This window comes from Mesorhizobium sp. B2-4-13 (assembly GCF_006658535.1).
Classification (GTDB): Bacteria; Pseudomonadota; Alphaproteobacteria; order Rhizobiales; family Rhizobiaceae; genus Mesorhizobium; species Mesorhizobium australicum.
The window spans coordinates 230,231-246,694 of the sequence record NZ_VFVB01000002.1 but is presented as its reverse complement, the minus strand read 5'-3'; the positions used below and the strand labels follow the sequence as shown (position 1 = coordinate 246,694).

Genomic DNA, 16,464 nt, shown 5'->3' with positions numbered 1-16,464 from the left:
GGAAGACGACATGCACAAAAACGAAGACTGAAGCGCGGCGCCTGATCCGCTTCGGCGCGACGCGCTTCAGGCGGCTATGTCCTAAGCCGCCATCGGCAGGCGCAACTCGGTCAGCAGGCCGCCGTCTGGATGGTTGGATAGGCGCACTTCGCCGCCCGCCGCGCGCGCGATGTTGCGGGCAATGGTCAGCCCCAGCCCGAGACCGCCGGTCTGGCGGTTGCGGGACTGTTCGAGACGCACGAAGGAGCCGAAGACGGCGTCGATCTGGGCCTGGGGAATGCCCGGTCCCTCGTCACGGATGGCGAGCGTGATCGTGCCGTCCAAGCGGCTGAGGCTGAGATGCGCTTGCTTGCCGTAGGTGACGGCGTTCTGCACCAGATTGGTGACGCAGCGCTTGAGAGCCACCGGCCGCGCCATGCAGATCAGGCCTCGCGAACGGACGTCGTCATTGTCGAAGGACACGGTCTCGTAGCTGTCGGCGACCGATTCGACGAGCGACCAGAAATCGATCCGTTCGGCCTTCTCTTCCGTGACCTCGAATTTGGCGAAGTCTATCACGGAACTCGCGATGCTTTCGATGTCGGCGAGATCGTGGGCGAGCGCCTGGCGCGCCGGTGATCTGCGCAACAGCTCCAGGCGCAGCCGCATCCTGGTCATCGGCGTGCGCAGGTCGTGCGCGAGGGCCGCCGCCAGGTGCTCACGATCCTCGACATATTCGCGCAGCCTCGCCTGCATGGCGTTGATCGCCTTGGCGGCGGCGCGTACCTCGCGGCTGCCGCTCTCGGCGATCGGCGGGCTCTTGAGGTCGTTGCCGATCCGGTTTACGGCGGTTTCCATCATCCGATAGGGCGCGGTCAGCCGGCGCAGCGACCAGATCGACATGATCACCACCAGCCCCGCGATCAGCGAATAGAGCGGCAGGCTATCGACGCTCAGGATCGGGCCGACGGGCGTGATCGGTTCGGTGAAATTCAGCCATTGGCCGTCGGCGAAGCGCAGCGAAGCCGTCAGCTTGTCGCTCTGGGCGAAATCGGCGGCCAGCACCAGAAGATCCCGCTCCACCTGGCCGATCTCGGGTCCCGGTGCCGCGCCGCCGGCATCGTCGGCTTCGCGCGTCGCCGGATCGCGCCGCACGCGCGCGTCGGTGATACCGAACTTGGACAATCGGCCGACGAGAATGTCTTCCAGTTCGGCCAGTTCGTCGTCGCCGGCGATCGAGGAGGTGACGGCGGGCGTGTCCGAGACGGTGAGCGCGTAGGTGGAGTTGAACAGCCCGGTCGCCGTCGCCTTGCGCTCCTCCGGCGTGGCGTCGTGCATCAGCTGCACGAGCGAGAAGGCGCGGTCGTTGAGGCGGTAGAGGTCGACCACGTCGTTGGCGGCGGCGCGGTCGCGCGATACGATATAAAGCGTCGCGACCTGACTGATCAGCAGGCCGGCAATGACGATCAGCAGCACCCAGACAGGCAAGGTCTGCGGCAGGAAACGTCTCATTCGGATGTCGTCTCGGGCAGGAACTGGTAGCCGCCGCTGCGCACGGTGAGGATCAGTTTGGGCGTCTTGGGATCATCTTCCATCTTGCGCCGCAGCCTGGAGACAAGGATGTCGATGCTGCGGTCGAAGGAATAGTCGCTGTCGCCGCCGGACAGTTCGATGAGCTGATCGCGGGTCAGCACGCGCTGGGCGCTCTTGACGAAGGTCTGCAGGAGGTTGAACTCAGCCATGGTCAGTTCGACCCTGACATCGTCGGGCGCGGTCAGCCGCCGCCGCGAGCAGTCCATCGTCCAGCCGGCGAAGTGGTAAATCTGCTTGGTGGTGGCGCGCTTGGGCTCGGCGGCGCCATTGCGCCGCAGCACGGCGCGGATGCGGGCCAGCAATTCGCGCGGGTCGAAGGGTTTGGGCACATAGTCGTCGGCGCCCATCTCGAGCCCGACGACCCGGTCGGTCGTCTCGGTGACGGCGGTCAGCATGATGATCGGCGTCGTATACTGGGCGCGGATGTCGCGGCACAGTTCCAGCCCGCTCCTGCCGGGCAGCATCACGTCAAGCACGATCAGATCCACCTGCGTGCGGCGCAGGATGGTTTCCATCTCGGTGCCGTCGGCGGCAACCGAGGTGTGCAGACCCCGCTTCTGGAAGAACTCCTGAAGCAGGTCGCGAATGCCCTTGTCGTCGTCGACGATCAGTATGTGTGTCTCGGATTTCACAGCTGCCCTGTCTGGTTTGCGAGCCACGCCATTTTTGGCTCGTGAGCCACACGATAGAATTCGGGCCGTATGTTGGCCAGTGCCTTGCTTTTCAAGGAAAAATGAATTCCGCCGTCTCCACATGAAGCAACGGCCAGCTTGGCGTGGCCTGGCCAGACACAATTCAGAAACAAAATTCTACAATCGGGAAAAACTCCTGAAAAGGTAGGCCGGCATAACGGTGCCGTGGCGGTCAGGTCATCGGCTGCGACGCTAGTCTCCGGGTTCACGGATAAACCGATGCCAAGATTGTCGATCAGTTTGTTGGGAGTTTTGCTGGGCCTTGGCCTGCTCACTGCCGCTGTCGACCAATCAGACGCAAAGGCGCCGCTGACCCGGAGCGAACGGTGCGCCAATCTCAGCCACCAATTTGATGAAGCCCTCGAAACCCATGCCACGGCAACGCAGGTCACCGCGGCAAAGGCACTTCAGAGAAAGGGCAACCGGTACTGCGCCGCCAAGAAACAGGCGCAGGGCATCCGGATGCTCGCCAATGCTTTGAAGCTGCTTGGAGTGACACCGAACGACCCGGTCCAGTGACACTCAAAACGACCCGCACAAAAAAGGAAAACGAAGCCATGAAAAAATCCCTCCTGTCCGCCCTTGGTCTCGCCGTCGCTCTCGCCTTCTCGATGCCCGTTCTCGGCAACGCTGCCGCGACCACGACCGCTGCCCCGGCCGCTGCCACCACGACCACCGCTCCGGCTGCCGCCGCGACGACCACTGCTCCGGCCAAGGCTGCTCCGAAGAAGGTCGCCAAGAAGACCGTTTGCAAGGTGACCAAGAAGCACAAGTGCCCGGTCAAGAAGGCCCCCGCGATGGCGGCTCCCGCGAAGGCGGCTCCTGCGAAGGCTGCTCCCAAGAAGCCCTGATCAGCTTCGAGGTTAGTTCTAGCAAGGCCGCCCCAGCCGCAAACCGGCTGGGGCGGCCTTCTGCCAAGGGCATGGTCGATGAGCTGAACGCCGGCGGCTTCCAGCCACGCATCTCGATCGTGCTTAACCCGTTTGCAATGCCGGCCCTGTAGGACAATCCGCATGAAGAAGCGGCTTTCGTCCATTTTTCGCTCCATGGTGATCGGCGGCCTGGTTGCCACCGGCGTCGCCAGGGTGCTGATTCTGCTCACCGCCAGCCCCGTGCCGGACCCTGCAAGCGGGCGCACCGAGCCTTCGCTGTTCGCACCGGCGATTTCCAGCAACTGGGATTACATCACGCCGGTGCAGGCATGGCTTTTGATCGTGCTCGCCGGCGTGACGCTGATCTGTGTTGCCGGATGGCCGATCGCGGCATGGCTGGAACGCCGGGCGGATGCCGACCCAACGCGCCGCGTCTTCGGCCGTCAGGGCCGTTGAACCGCGACCGACAATTCCCCACATGACCCCGGAGGACCGGGCCCGCCCGCCGACGGTCCGTAAATGGACGATCACTGCCGCCCGTGGCAAAATGCGGACTTAAGCTGATCGCGAAAACAGTCGGTTCGAATGCCTGAAATCACCACAAAACCGCGCACCAAGGTCAAGCCGCAGACAGAGCGGCCGAAGCTCTACAAGGTCATCCTCGTCAACGACGATTTCACGCCGCGCGAATTCGTGGTCACGGTGCTGAAGGGCGAGTTCAAGCTCTCGGAGGACCAGGCGCACCGGGTCATGATCACCGCGCACCAGCGTGGCGTCTGCGTGGTCGCGGTCTTCACCAGGGATGTCGCCGAGACCAAGGCGACGCGGGCGACCGACGCCGGCAAGGCCAAGGGCTACCCACTGCTGTTCACGACGGAACCGGAGGAGTGAGGAGGGGCTCGTCATAGCCTTGGTTTCGACGATTGGCGAAACCACTCGCGACAGCGTCGCTCTCCGCGTCACTACACGGGGAGAAAGTAGGAGCGCACCGCTCTATCGTCCCTCGCGGTACCACATCGAACCCATCGCCAGGAGCAACAGGCCCAGGCCAAGGAAGCCGCCGAACAGCGGCACGCGCGACACGGCCTTGAGCACACTGTCGTCGGTGGTGCGCAGGCCGATCCAGTCGCTGCCCGACGCCTCGCCGGCCGAGCGCACCGGCACGATGGAAGGCAGCGTCACGTCGCTGCCCGCGGCAGACGCCAACCGGCGCACGCTGCCGCCGGTGGCTTCCGCCGGCGCCTTCAGCCGCTCCTGCGTGGAGACGACGTCGGCGAATTCCGGAGCGTTGACCGGTCCGACATGGGCAAGCGCGGTGAGATCGCCATTGGCGACCTGGAAGAGTCCGATCTCGCTGGTCTGGATGCTGCCGAGGAAGACGCCGGGCTCGGACTTGTCGAGCTTGACGGCGAGCGTCTTGCCGGAGGGGGTGATGATCTGCGCCGGGCCGGGATCGTCGGCCATGGTCTGGCGGCGGATCTCCAGCACCATGCCGCGTCCCTCGGCGGTCAGCCGCTCTTCCTCGAGCTCGGGCTCCTTCATCAGCCAGTGGGCGATGCGCCGGTAGAGCTGGACATGCGGGCCGCCGCCCTCGAAGCCGCGCGCCCACAGCCAGCCCTGGTCGGACAGAAGCATGCCGACGCGGCCTTCGCCCCTGCGGTCGAGCAGGAGCAGCGGCCGGTTGTCGGCGCCCTTCATTACCACTTCACCCTGCGGGTTCTGCACGCCGATGGTGCGGAACCAGCGGCTCCAGTGCGGCGGCTCGGTGGCCGAACCGTCGAGGCCGCGCGTCACCGGATGACGCTGACCGAGTTCGGTGAGGCGGGGATAAAAGGCCTTGTCGACAACCTCGCCGGTCGGCATGGCCGGCAGCGCCGACATCAGCGGCGTGCGTGCGATCGAAGCCTCGCCGGCATATTCGGGACCGGCGGCGATCAGCAGCGCGCCGCCCTTTTCGACATATTCGGAGATGTAATCGTAATAGAGGATCGGCAGCACGTCGCGGTGCTGGTAGCGGTCGAAAATGATGAGGTCGAAATCCTTGATCTTTTCGACAAACAGCTCGCGGGTCGGGAAGGCAATCAGCGACAATTCGTTGATCGGCGTGCCGTCCTGCTTCTCCGGCGGCCGCAGGATGGTGAAATGAACGAGATCGACCGAGGCGTCGGATTTCAACAGATTGCGCCAGGTGCGCTCGCCCGCATGCGGTTCGCCCGAAACGAGCAGAACGCGCAGGTTCTCGCGGATGCCGTCGACCAGCGCGATGGCGCGGTTGTTGGTGTCGGTCAGTTCGCCCGGCTCACGGTCGATGGCAAGTTCGATGATGTTGCGGCCAGCACCCGGGATGGTCACCTGCAGCGGCATGGCCTGGCCGACCGTGGCATGCTCGACCGAAACCTGCTCGCCATTGACCGAGACCCGCACATCGACCGGTCCGGTCTCGTTTTCGGTCGAGATGACGCGATAGCTCATGTCGAGCGGCTTGCCGACGAGGCCGAAACGCGGCGCGTTCTCGAAACGTATACGACGGTCCTTCTCATGGTCGTTGCCGGTGATCAGGGCATGCAGCGGGGCGTTGAACCCGGGCGTGCCCGACGGCGTGTCATGCACCTCGCCGTCGGTGACCATGATGGCGCCGCCGATGCGCGAGGGCGGCACGTCGCGGAAGGCGCCTTCCAGCGCTCCGAACAGCCGCGTTTCCGTGCGCTCCTCGGCGGCGTCGGATTTGCCGGCCTCGACGACACGGACGTCGAACTGCTTGAAGCGGCCAAGACGCTGCTGCAACCCGGCCACGGCCTCGTCGGTCTGCCTGGTACGGTCGCCAATGTCCTGGCTCTGGCTGCGGTCGACGACCAGCGCGACGACGCTTTTCAGCGGCTCGCGCTCCTCGTTGAGGAATACGGGGTTGAAGAGGGCGGCGGCGAGCGCCAGCAGGGCGACCAGGCGCAGGACCGCGCCGCGCTGGCGAAACCACAGGCCGACGAGCGCCAGCAGCGCCAACGGTACCAGCACCAGGGCCAGAAGCGGCCAGGATAGAAGCGGTTCGAAGGAGATCGACCAGTTCATGCTTCATCCTCTCCGTTGTGGAGAGAGTTGACCCGCTGTGGGGAGTAAGAACGTCATCCTACTGCCCCAGCCGTTCGAGCAGGATGGGAACATGCACCTGGTCGGATTTGTAGTTGCCGGTCAGCATGTACATCATGATGTTGACGCCGGCGCGCAGCGCGTAGACCCGCTGCATCGGATCGTTCGGCACGGTCGGCAGCAGCGGATCGCCATTCTCGTCAACCGCCCAGGCGCCGGCGAAATCATTGGCGGTGATCATGATCGGCGATACGCCGTCACCGGTGCGCACCGGCCGGTTGTCGGCATTGCTGGCATCGAGCGATGCCTCGACCCAGAGCGGGCTGCCGGCGAAGCGGCCGGGAAACTCGGGCAGGATGAAGAAGGATTTGGTCAGCACATGGTCCGACGGCACCGGCTCCAGCGGCGGCACGTTGAGGTTGCCGAGGATGTCGCGCAGCCGCTCGGTCGCCGGGCTGGTGGAATCGGCGCCGATGCCGTTGGCGAACTGGTCGCGGGTGTCGAACAGCACGGTGCCGCCCTGCTGCATATAGGCGTCGATGCGGGCGATCGCGGTCTGGCTTGGCATCGGTGCCGCCGGATCGATCGGCCAGTAAATCAGGGGATAGAAGGACAGTTCGTCCTTCGAGATATCGACGCCGGCCGGCGCCCCCGGCTCCAAGGCGGTCTTCTCGATCAGGAAACGGGTCAGGCCCTCGAGCCCGGCGCGGCTGATCGAATCGACACCCGGGACGCCTGTCAGCACATAGGCGATGCGGGTTTTCGAAATCGCCTCGATAGCGACCTGATCGCCCGGCTTGGCATCGTCGGCGCGCGCGACATCGGCATGGCCGAACAGTGCGCCAAGCGCGATCAGCACGGCGGCTGTGGTCGCGGCCGCACCGGCACGGCCCGGCCGGCGCGAAAAGAGGCCGCCCATCCACAACACCGCCAGCGTGTCGAGCAGCATCAGCAGCAGAGCCGCCGCGACCAGCGTGCCCTTCAGGTTGCGCGATTCATCGAAGGCGTACTGGACGGTGGTAACAGGCACCGTCACTTGCGGGCGCGCCAGCGGGGCAAAGGTGCTTGAGGCGTCGAGCAGATTGTGGGCGAAGACGCCGGTCTCCGAGCCGTAGAGGCCAGGCGGGTTCTCGAAGGTGACCGGCAGTGGTCCTGCGCCCGGCACCAGCGGCCGTGCATCCGGTGTCGGCGGCACCAGCGAGCCGTCGGCCGCGATCATCCGATAGGGCGCCAGCGACGTGGCGGCGGCTTCGGCATTGGCGATCGCCGCGCCCTGGTTGCGCGACAATTGCACGATGCGGCGCAGCATCTCCACGAAACTGCCCGAGATCGGCAGGTTCGACCACGTCGCCTCGGGCGTCACATGGAACAGCACCAGCGTCCCCTTGCCCTTCTTCAGCCCGGTCACCAGCGGCGTGCCGTCGGCGAGGGCCGCCCAGGTGCGCTCGACGATGTCGGGTGTCGGTTCGGCCAGCACCTGCCTGGTCACCGTGACCTCGGTCGGCGGCGCCAGGTCGGCGAACGGGCCGGCCTTGGGAAATTCGGTGACCGGCTGCGGCGAGGTCCATGACAGCGCGCCGCCGAGCGAACGCTCGCCGGTGCGCAGGCGGACCGGCAGCAAATCGTCGTCATTGCCGGCAGCGGCCAGCCGCGAGCCGGCGAAACGCACGAGCGTGCCGCCATTGTCGACCCAGTCGACCAGTCTTTGCCGGACCTGTGCGGGAATGGTGCCGATATCGGCCATGACGATCATCGCCGGCTTCTGGTCGAGGATCTGCGGGATGGCGTCAGCGAGATCGGCGCTGGAGGGCTCGACCAGATCGGCGAAGGGCTGCAGCGCGCGCCTGATGTAGTAGAGCGGCGACAGAAGCGGCTGCGCCTGGTCGGCCTCGGCTTGCGACAACAGCCCGACGCGGCGGCGTTTGGAGCTTTCGTCGAGCACGCGCACGGCACCCGCATGCCGTTCGCCATCGAGCGCGATCGAGGCGAAATCGTTGCGCAATTCGAACGGCACCGCCATGGTGCCGGTGGCCGTGGCTTCGCCCGGCGCGAAGCTCAGGGTCGCATCGGCGATGCGGCGGCCCTTGTCGTCGAATGCGCCGGCGGTGACCTGCGCCGGGGCGGGGTCGCCGGGCGCGCGGATGGCGGTCAAACCAAAGCCATCAACCTGGTTTTCGGCTGATGTCAGGCCAGTCAGCGACAGCCGGTCGGCCACCGCCCAGACGATACGGGCGGCATTTTTCGACAACAGCGTGTTGAAGGCGGCCTCGTCGCCCTTTGCCGCCAGGCCATCGGCCAGCACGGCGACGCTGGCGCCAGGCAAGGTTTCCAGCATGCCGGCGACGCGGGCATAGACGGCGGGCCGGTCGGTGGGGATCGGCCGCGGCTTGGCGGCGCGCAGCCGGTCGAGCGCGACGGCGGCATCGAAGGGGCCGATCTCCGCATTGGGCTTTTCGGCGGTGAAGGCGATGATAACAGGCACCCCGTTCGAGCCGGCGTCCTTGATCAGCCGCTCGGCGGTGGCGACGCGCTTGTTCCAGTCGGCGGCACTCGCCCAATCATTGTCGATGACCAGGGCAAGCGCGGCACCCTCGGCCGGCAGCTTTTCGCGCGGGTTGAACACCGGTTCGGCCAATGCCGCGACGACGAGGGCGGCCATCAGCAGCCTGAGCAGCGTCAGCCACCAGGGGCTGCGCTGCGGGGTTTCCTCACGCTTGAGCACACGGGCCAGGATCTTCAGCGGCGGGAACACCTCGGTCTGCGGCTTGGGCGGCGTCAGCCTCAGCAGCCACCAGATCACCGGCAGCGCCAGCAGGCCCCACAGCACCATGGGGGCGCCGAAGGAGAGCGGCAGCCAGCTCATGCGACCGCCTTTCCAGGCTGCTCGCCCTTGGCGATCAGCCTGGGCTGATCGCCGGCAATGATACCGGCATGCCCGCCATCGGCGGTCATCGCCATGTGCAGGCGCACCAGCGCGTCGGACGCGAGCCGGTCGGTGTGGTTGACGGTAAAGCTCCAGCCAAGCCGCTTGCACCAGCCGGCCAGCTCCTGGCGGCGAGCGGTGTAGAGCAGGCGGTATTCATCGGCCAGCATCTCGGCGCGGCCGGCGGTCAGCTTGTCGCCGGTCTCGGGATCGGTGAACTCGGTGCGGCCGGCATAGGGGAAGGTTTCCTCGGCCGGGTCGGCAACCTCAATCAGATGGGCGCGCACGCCGTGGCGGGCGAGCACGTCGAGCCAGGCCATGGTTTCCTCGACGGGATCGAGGAAATCGCTGGCGATGACGATGTCGCAGAAGCGCCTGATGTTGGAGAGATCGGGTTTTGCCGGCAGTTCGCCGGCATGCATGAGCTGGGCGGCGATGCGCTCGGCGCCGTTGCGGGCGGTGAATGGATCGGTCAGATCAGGCCAGGCGATGCGTTCGCCGCTGCGTGACAAAAGCTCGGCCATGGCCAATGTCAGCACCAGCGCGCGCGATTGCTTGGAAACGCCGGCTCCCGTCGATTTGTAGAGCATGGATGGCGAGGGGTCGGCCCACAGCCAGACGGTGTGGGCGGCTTCCCATTCACGGTCGCGCACATAGGTGTGGTCGTCGCGGGCCGAGCGGCGCCAGTCGATGCGCGAGGCGTCGCCTTCGACATAGGGCCGGAACTGCCAGAAATTCTCGCCGATGCCGCGCTTGCGGCGGCCATGCCAGCCGGCGATCACGGTGTTGACGATACGGCGCGCCTCGACCAGCAGGTCGGGAACCAGCGAAGCCCGCAACCGGCCTCGGGCGAGCGCATCGCGCGTCGCTGCCGGGGCCTGGACTTCGCCGATACGCGCCATCAAATGCCTTTCACAAGTTTCGCCACCACGTCGCGCACGCTGGTGCCCTCCGCGCGGGCGGCGAAGGTCAGCGCCATGCGATGCTGCAGCACCGGTTCGGCCAGCGCCCTGACATCGTCGACCGAAGGCGCCAGGCGTCCGTCGTAGAGCGCGCGGGCCCTGGTGCACAGCATCAGCGCCTGGCTGGCGCGCGGGCCCGGGCCCCAGGCGACATGCTTGTCCGTGTCGGCATTGCCCTGGCCCGGACGCGCCGAGCGCACCAGGGTAAGGATCGCCTCGACGACGCTTTCGGGTACCGGCATGCGGCGGATCAGTGTCTGGATCTCCTTCAGCCGCGCCGGCTGCAGCACGTTCTGGGCTTTCGCGTCCTCGACGCCGGTGGTTTCCAGCAGGATGCGGCGCTCGGCCTCGATTTCGGGGTACAAGATGTCGACCTGCATCAGGAAGCGGTCGAGCTGGGCTTCGGGCAGCGGATAGGTGCCTTCCTGCTCCAGCGGGTTCTGCGTCGCCAGCACATGGAAGGGGGAAGGCAGGTCATAGCGCGCGCCGGCAATGGTGACATGATATTCCTGCATCGCCTGCAGCAGCGCCGACTGCGTGCGCGGCGAGGCGCGGTTGATCTCGTCGGCCATCAGCAGCTGGGCGAAGATCGGCCCGGAAATGAAGCGGAAGGAGCGCTTGCCGGTCTCGTCCTGCTCCATGACCTCGGAGCCGAGGATGTCGGACGGCATCAGGTCGGGCGTGAACTGGATGCGGCGCGAATCGAGCCCGAGCACGACGCCCAACGTCTCCACCAGCTTGGTCTTGGCGAGGCCCGGCACACCGACCAGAAGCGCATGGCCGCCGGCCAGCAGCGCCACCAGCGTACGCTCGACGACGTTCTCCTGGCCGAAGATCACCCGGCCAACCCCGTCACGGATCCTGGAGATGTCGGCAAGTGCCTTCTCGGCCTCGGCGACCATGTCCGTTTCGCTGATCGGGCTTTCCTTGACCATCACGCTCATGCCGCATCGATCCCTTTGGTTGGAAATGCCATGGTTTGGAAATGCTGGCCCGCACCATACCATAGACTGCCGCGATTCGGCCTCGCGGAGCGCCTATGGTTGAACTTAAATCACAGACTTAGGCTGACAAGCGGAACAACAGTGACTATTTCGTGACGATGAGCGAACACCACGAACATCGCCAACAAAGCCTTACGCAGGCCACCGAGGCTCGGGGCCTCGAGGCGCTGATCTCGCGCGCGGCCCGCGCAGGCAAGGGCGCGGCGCCGGTCGAGCGCTGGAATCCCGACTTTTGTGGCGATCTCGACATGGAAATCAAGGCCGACGGCACCTGGTTCTACCTGGGCACGCCGATCGGCCGCATGCCGCTGGTGCAGCTTTTCTCCTCCGTGCTGCGCAAGGACGCCGACGGCAGGACCTATCTGGTGACGCCGGTGGAAAAAGTCGGCATCCGCGTCGCCGATGCGCCTTTCGTCGCCGTCGAGATGGATGTTTCGGGCGAAGGCGAGGATCAGGTCATCACCTTCCGCACCAATGTCGGCGACGTGATCGAGGCCGGACCGGAGCGGCCGCTGCGCTTCGTCGACGAGAACGGGACCGGCGGTTTGAAGCCGTATCTGCTGGTGCGCGGCAGGCTGGAGGCGCTTGTGGCGCGGCCGGTCATGTACGAACTGGTCGGGCATGGCGAGGAGATCGAAATCGACGGCAGGACGATGTTTTCAGTGCGCTCCAAGAACGCCGTGTTTCCGATCATGCCGGCCGATCAGTTGAAGCGGTTGAGCGCATGATGGACCAGGTATCGCCGGCGCCGTTTTCGTCGGCGGATTTTCGCGCGCGCTTTGCCGCGCAGCCGGAGGCGCATGCCGGCGGCGACTATGGCGATCACCGCTTCAATCCCGGCCATCCACGCCTCAACCCTGGCAAGCCGCTGCGCAACGCCGCGGTGCTGATCCCGGTGGTCGACCATGACGGCGAGGCGACGGTTCTGCTGACCAAACGGGCCGAAAAACTCCGCAATCATTCCGGGCAAGTGGCTTTCCCGGGCGGCACGATCGATGCGACCGACGCAAGCCCGGAAGCGGCGGCGCTGCGCGAGACCTTCGAGGAGATCGGCCTTGGCCAGGATCGCATCGAGATCATCGGCCGGATGCCCGATTACGTCGCCGGCAGCGGCTACCGCATCGCGCCGGTGCTAGGCATCGTGCGGCCACATTTCCAGCTGACCCTGAACGCGGATGAGGTCGACGCCGCCTTCGAAGTGCCGCTGCGCTTCCTGATGAATGCGGCCAACCACAAGCGCGACAGCCGCATCTGGAACGATCTCGAATGGTTCTTCTACGACATGCCCTATGGCGACCGGCGCATCTGGGGTGTCACCGCCGGGATCATCCGCACACTGTATGAAAGGCTCTATGCGTGAGTGTTTCGATCGCGGGCAGGGCGGACTGGCTCTTCGACAAGCATCTGCAGCGCCTGCTTGGCGCGCTCACCGAAGGCGGTGAAGAGGCGCGCATCGCCGGCGGCGCCGTTCGCAACGTGCTGATGGGCCAGCCTGTCACCGACATCGACATAGCGACCTCTTGCCTGCCGCGGGAAACCATTCGCCGCGCCGAGGCGGAAGGTTTCAAAGCGGTGCCGACCGGTATCGAGCATGGCACCATCACGGTGGTCGCCGATGGTAAACCTTATGAAATCACCACCTTGCGCGCCGATGTCGAGACCGATGGCCGTCGCGCCAAGGTGTCGTTCGGGCGCGACTGGAAGCTCGACGCCGAGCGGCGCGACTTCACCATCAACGCGCTCTATGCGGAGGCCGACGGCAGCGTTGTCGACCTTGTCGGCGGCATCGCCGACATCGAGGCGCGCCGGCTGCGCTTCATCGGCGACCCGGAGGCACGCATCCGTGAGGATTATCTGCGCATCCTGCGCTTCTTCCGCTTCTTCGCCTGGTATGGCGAAGGCCGGCCCGACGCCGAGGGGCTGAAGGCCTGCGCCCGGTTGAAGGAAGGCCTCGCCCAACTCTCGGCGGAGCGCATCTGGTCCGAACTGAAAAAGCTCTTGTCCGCACCCGATCCCTCGCGGGCGCTGCTCTGGATGCGGCAGGCCGGTGTCTTGACCGCCGCGCTGTCGGAAAGCGAGAAATGGGGCATCGATGCGATCCACGGATTGACCAGGGCCGAGAAGGACCTGGGCTGGGCGGTGGATCCGATGCTGCGGCTGGAGGCGATGGTGCCGCCGGATGCGGCGCGCATGAAGACGCTTGCGGAGCGGCTGAAATTCTCGACCGCTGAAGCGGATCGCCTGCGCCATTGGTCGATGGCAATCGCGGTCGAACCGAAGACGACCGAGGGCGAATTGGCGAAGAGGCTCTATCGCGGCGACCGCCAAGGATTTGTCGACCGCCTGCGGCTTTCGCTTGCCGCGGCACGGGTGCGGGCCGTCGAAGACAACGAAGCGCTGCTCGAAGCCGGCGGCTTTTCGCGCCTGCTTTCCTTTGCACTCAAATGGAAAAAGCCCGAATTTCCCTTGCGAGGCGCCGATCTGACCGCGCTCGGCGCAACACCAGGGCCGAAGCTCGGCGAAATCCTCAAGAACCTGGAAGCGGAGTGGATCGATGCGAGTTTCACGCCCGATCGCGACGCACTGATCAAGCGCGCCGCGGAGGCACTTGAAGGCTGACGAGGATCAGGCCGCGTCGCGGACCTTCTCAATTCGGGAGCGGATAGCCTCGATCATCGTCTCGCGGATGGTCGTTTCGCCATGCGTCTCACGCATATGCTCGACGGCACGGCGCATCACTTCGGCCTCCTCGCCGGCACGAGTATGCCACTCACAGCCGGGAACCAGCGACCCGCAGTGAAATTCCTTCATCGGATTTCTCCTTTTCCTCCGTGGAGCCTGCGAGGCTCCGGTACTTTTTTGGCTCATGATCCGACTTTTCCGATCATGGGCGGGGGTGAGAACCATAACACAGATGGTGTGATATTGGTTGCGGTCAACGGTGAAAGGGCGGAGCAGCGCTGCTCCGCCCTCTTACGCTAGCCCGGCGGGCAGGCCGTCACTTCACGATCTTGACTGCCTCGGCAACTTTGTCCTTGCCGCTCATGTCCCACGAAATTCTGACCTTCTCGCCGACCTTCAGGCCAGGATCCTTGAAGGTTTGGGGAAGCGTAAAAGACGATCCATTGTCGAGAACCAGGCTCTTGGCCGTCGCATCGAAGCTCTTGACCGTTCCGGTGGTGTGCTTGACGGCGGCGAACGCCACCGAACCGGAAGCAAGAAAGGCAGCCGCGGCAGCGGAAACAATGATCTTTCTCATGCTGATATACTCCTGGGAAAGCGGCCATCCTTTGACGAAGATGATCCGCATCGTCTTCGGGCCGTCCGGTCGCGTCGAGTCGTGGTTCGCCTGTTCCGACGCAATTCCGAAGGGAAAACCGCATTTTCCTGGAATTGCCCTCAGGCAAACCACCGGCGCTTCCCGACCCGAATGCGATAAATAACCCAGCTTTTTCAGATGGATATTAGACGAAAAAGATATTCATTGCGTCACATTCCGCGCCCAGATTCGAACAATGGGACATCAATGCGGCCTCACATCGCGCTCACAATTTTTTATGGCCAGCGCACCTCCGGCGGCAGGCTGGACAGGATCGAGGCGACATTGCCGCCGGTCTTCAGCCCGAAGATGGTGCCGCGATCGTGAAGAAGGTTGAATTCGACATAGCGGCCGCGGCGAACGAGCTGTTCGTCGCGGTCGCCATCGGTCCAGTTCTCGTTGAAGTTGGCGCGCACGAGGTGACCGTAGACCACGAGAAAAGAGCGCCCGACATCCTGGACGAAGTTGAAATTGGCATTCCAGCCGCCCTTCTCCTCTTCCGGATGCAGGTAGTCGAAGAAGATGCCGCCGGTGCCGCGCGGCTCGTTGCGGTGCGGCAGGAAGAAGTACTCGTCGCACCAAGCCTTGAATTTCGGATAGTCGGCGACGGCGGCATTCTTCTCGCAAGCGAATTGCATGGCACGCTGGAAGGCTATCGTGTCGGGATCGTCCTGCGTGCGGCGGCGGTCGAGCACCGGCGTCAGATCGGCGCCGCCGCCGAACCACTGGCGCGAGGTCACCACCATGCGGGTGTTCATATGCACGGCCGGAACGTTGGGGTTCCAGGGATGCGCGATCAGTGAAATGCCCGATGCCCAGAAGCGCGGGTCTTCCTCGGCGCCGGGCATCTGCTTCCTGAATTCGGGCGAGAACTCGCCATAAACCGTCGAGGTGTGGACGCCGACCTTCTCGAAGACGCGGCCGTGCATCATCGACATTGTGCCGCCGCCGCCCTTGCCGTGATCGCGCTCCCAGGGCGTCTTTTCGAAACGGCCCGGTGACCACGAAGCCAGCGGCCCGCCGAGATCCTGCTCGATCTGCTCGAAAGCGCCGCAGATGCGCTCGCGCAGCGCCTCGAACCAAAGCCGGGCCTTCATCTTCTTTTCTTCGATGTCGGCAGGCAGCCCCGCCGGTATTTCAGGTCGTTCCAAGTGCCGTCTCCGGTTGCGGGGCGGTGAGTCGACAAAAGACTCGTCTTTTCCGGGCGCGATCCCTAATCTCTTAAGGGACAGGGTCAAGTCACTTTGGTTTCGCGCATGATCCTTTCCGAAACCCGATTCCGATTTCGGGGTCATGCGCCAGGTGCAAGGAGTTGTTTCGTGCGCACCCCGGCAAGACCGCCGCTGGATGGCCTGAAGAAAAGGCTCGATCAAAGCCGGGCAGAGCGCGCACGCATGCCGCGCGACGGTTTTTTGCGCGAGACCTTCGTCCTGCCGCGCTCGGACGCCCGTCTCAAGGCCAAGGAATGGTTCGAGCGCTTCCCCAAGCAGGCCTACTGGACCGAGATCGAAAGCTGGTTCGAACGCCCGGGCGATCTGATCGAGTTCACGATAAGGCGGCTGCCGGTTGCGGATTAGCGCTCGACCAGCAGGCGCCTCGCGCCCGTTCCCTCCCTTGCCAGCCGATCCCCCTTATTGCGAAGTGGGCATTTGTCGATCGACATGCAGCCGCAGCCTATGCAGTCGGTCAGGCCGTCGCGCAACTTCTTTAGCTGGCTGATTTTCTGGTCGAGGCTATCGCGCCAAGCCGTTGAAAGCAGATTCCAATCCTCGCGCGTCGGCGTGCGGCCTTCAGGTAATGATTCAAGAGCGGCACCGATTTCCGCGAGCGAGATGCCGACCTCCTGGGCAATCCGGATGATGGCCACCCGGCGCAGCACGTCACGGCCGTAGCGCCGCTGGTTGCCTGCCGTGCGATGGCTGCGGATCAGACCGCGGGCCTCGTAGAAATGCAGTGCCGACACGGCCACGCCGTTGCGCGCGGCCACCTGGCCGACCGTCAATTCCGTTACCGGCGCCATTTTCGCACTTTCCGCT

At 65.0% G+C, this 16,464-nt stretch carries 18 protein-coding genes; 8 read left to right on the top strand and 10 right to left on the bottom strand.

The window, feature by feature from the left end; all coding sequences use genetic code 11:
- Window positions 1–81: 81 nt before the first annotated feature.
- Complete coding sequence (locus FJ936_RS05360) at window positions 82–1,491, bottom strand: ATP-binding protein (RefSeq protein WP_140617672.1); 1,410 nt, start codon at window positions 1,489–1,491, stop codon at window positions 82–84.
- Window positions 1,488–2,204, bottom strand: a complete 717-nt coding sequence (locus FJ936_RS05355; RefSeq protein WP_015316049.1) for a response regulator transcription factor — start codon at window positions 2,202–2,204, stop codon at window positions 1,488–1,490. Before FJ936_RS05355 ends, FJ936_RS05360 begins: the two co-directional genes overlap by 4 nt.
- 279 nt (window positions 2,205–2,483) lie before the next feature.
- Here FJ936_RS05355 and FJ936_RS05350 point away from each other — a divergent pair, with 279 nt between their 5' ends.
- From FJ936_RS05350 to clpS, 4 genes are all read left to right on the top strand, one after another.
- Window positions 2,484–2,783: a hypothetical protein gene (locus FJ936_RS05350; RefSeq protein WP_015316050.1), complete on the top strand. Its 300-nt coding sequence runs from the start codon at window positions 2,484–2,486 to the stop codon at window positions 2,781–2,783.
- Between the two features lie 38 nt (window positions 2,784–2,821).
- Entirely contained in the window at window positions 2,822–3,115 is a 294-nt protein-coding gene (locus tag FJ936_RS05345) for a hypothetical protein (RefSeq protein ID WP_140617674.1), read from the top strand.
- 162 nt (window positions 3,116–3,277) lie between these two features.
- Complete coding sequence (locus FJ936_RS05340) at window positions 3,278–3,592, top strand: hypothetical protein (protein WP_140665118.1); 315 nt, start codon at window positions 3,278–3,280, stop codon at window positions 3,590–3,592.
- 129 nt (window positions 3,593–3,721) lie between these two features.
- Complete coding sequence (gene clpS, locus FJ936_RS05335) at window positions 3,722–4,027, top strand: ATP-dependent Clp protease adapter ClpS (protein ID WP_015316053.1); 306 nt, start codon at window positions 3,722–3,724, stop codon at window positions 4,025–4,027.
- A gap of 102 nt (window positions 4,028–4,129) precedes the next feature.
- On the opposite strand, the gene FJ936_RS05330 is transcribed toward clpS, so the two are convergent.
- From FJ936_RS05330 to FJ936_RS05315, 4 genes are read right to left on the bottom strand one after another with little or no spacing between them, the layout of a single operon-like run.
- Complete coding sequence (locus tag FJ936_RS05330; RefSeq protein WP_141906209.1) at window positions 4,130–6,202, bottom strand: hypothetical protein; 2,073 nt, start codon at window positions 6,200–6,202, stop codon at window positions 4,130–4,132.
- Window positions 6,203–6,260: 58 nt separating this feature from the next.
- Window positions 6,261–9,083 carry a DUF4159 domain-containing protein gene (locus FJ936_RS05325; RefSeq protein WP_141906208.1) on the bottom strand — a complete coding sequence of 941 codons (2,823 nt, stop codon included), beginning with the start codon at window positions 9,081–9,083 and terminating at the stop codon, window positions 6,261–6,263.
- Window positions 9,080–10,045 carry a DUF58 domain-containing protein gene (locus FJ936_RS05320; RefSeq protein WP_141906207.1) on the bottom strand — a complete coding sequence of 322 codons (966 nt, stop codon included), beginning with the start codon at window positions 10,043–10,045 and terminating at the stop codon, window positions 9,080–9,082. Before FJ936_RS05320 ends, FJ936_RS05325 begins: the two co-directional genes overlap by 4 nt.
- Window positions 10,045–11,049 carry a MoxR family ATPase gene (locus FJ936_RS05315; protein WP_023770308.1) on the bottom strand — a complete coding sequence of 335 codons (1,005 nt, stop codon included), beginning with the start codon at window positions 11,047–11,049 and terminating at the stop codon, window positions 10,045–10,047. Before FJ936_RS05315 ends, FJ936_RS05320 begins: the two co-directional genes overlap by 1 nt.
- 158 nt (window positions 11,050–11,207) lie before the next feature.
- On the opposite strand from FJ936_RS05315, the gene FJ936_RS05310 reads away from it, so the two are divergent.
- The 3 genes from FJ936_RS05310 to FJ936_RS05300 are packed head-to-tail and all read left to right on the top strand — an operon-like array spanning window position 11,208 to window position 13,728.
- Entirely contained in the window at window positions 11,208–11,837 is a 630-nt protein-coding gene (locus FJ936_RS05310) for a DUF1285 domain-containing protein (RefSeq protein ID WP_015316058.1), read from the top strand.
- The gene (locus tag FJ936_RS05305) at window positions 11,837–12,469 is read left to right on the top strand and encodes a CoA pyrophosphatase (protein WP_140665112.1); all 633 of its coding nucleotides are present in this window, start codon (window positions 11,837–11,839) and stop codon (window positions 12,467–12,469) included. Before FJ936_RS05310 ends, FJ936_RS05305 begins: the two co-directional genes overlap by 1 nt.
- Complete coding sequence (locus FJ936_RS05300; RefSeq protein WP_141906206.1) at window positions 12,466–13,728, top strand: CCA tRNA nucleotidyltransferase; 1,263 nt, start codon at window positions 12,466–12,468, stop codon at window positions 13,726–13,728. The genes FJ936_RS05305 and FJ936_RS05300 overlap by 4 nt, the downstream gene beginning before the upstream one ends.
- A gap of 6 nt (window positions 13,729–13,734) precedes the next feature.
- On the opposite strand, the gene FJ936_RS05295 is transcribed toward FJ936_RS05300, so the two are convergent.
- The 3 genes from FJ936_RS05295 to hemF form a co-directional block, all read right to left on the bottom strand.
- Window positions 13,735–13,920, bottom strand: coding sequence for a DUF1059 domain-containing protein (locus FJ936_RS05295; protein WP_015316061.1), 186 nt, complete (start codon window positions 13,918–13,920; stop codon window positions 13,735–13,737).
- Window positions 13,921–14,107: 187 nt separating this feature from the next.
- Window positions 14,108–14,368 (bottom strand): DUF1344 domain-containing protein, encoded by a 261-nt coding sequence (locus tag FJ936_RS05290; protein WP_015316062.1) that lies wholly within the window; start codon window positions 14,366–14,368, stop codon window positions 14,108–14,110.
- Window positions 14,369–14,664: 296 nt separating this feature from the next.
- Window positions 14,665–15,579 carry an oxygen-dependent coproporphyrinogen oxidase gene (hemF, locus tag FJ936_RS05285; protein WP_015316063.1) on the bottom strand — a complete coding sequence of 305 codons (915 nt, stop codon included), beginning with the start codon at window positions 15,577–15,579 and terminating at the stop codon, window positions 14,665–14,667.
- A gap of 168 nt (window positions 15,580–15,747) precedes the next feature.
- On the opposite strand from hemF, the gene FJ936_RS05280 reads away from it, so the two are divergent.
- Entirely contained in the window at window positions 15,748–16,005 is a 258-nt protein-coding gene (locus tag FJ936_RS05280) for a hypothetical protein (protein ID WP_027030665.1), read from the top strand.
- Here the strand turns inward: FJ936_RS05280 and soxR are convergent.
- On the bottom strand, window positions 16,002–16,448 hold the full coding sequence (soxR, locus tag FJ936_RS05275) for a redox-sensitive transcriptional activator SoxR (protein WP_141906205.1): 447 nt from the start codon (window positions 16,446–16,448) through the stop codon (window positions 16,002–16,004). The two genes, FJ936_RS05280 and soxR, sit on opposite strands and share 4 nt — an antisense overlap.
- Window positions 16,449–16,464: the final 16 nt, after the last annotated feature.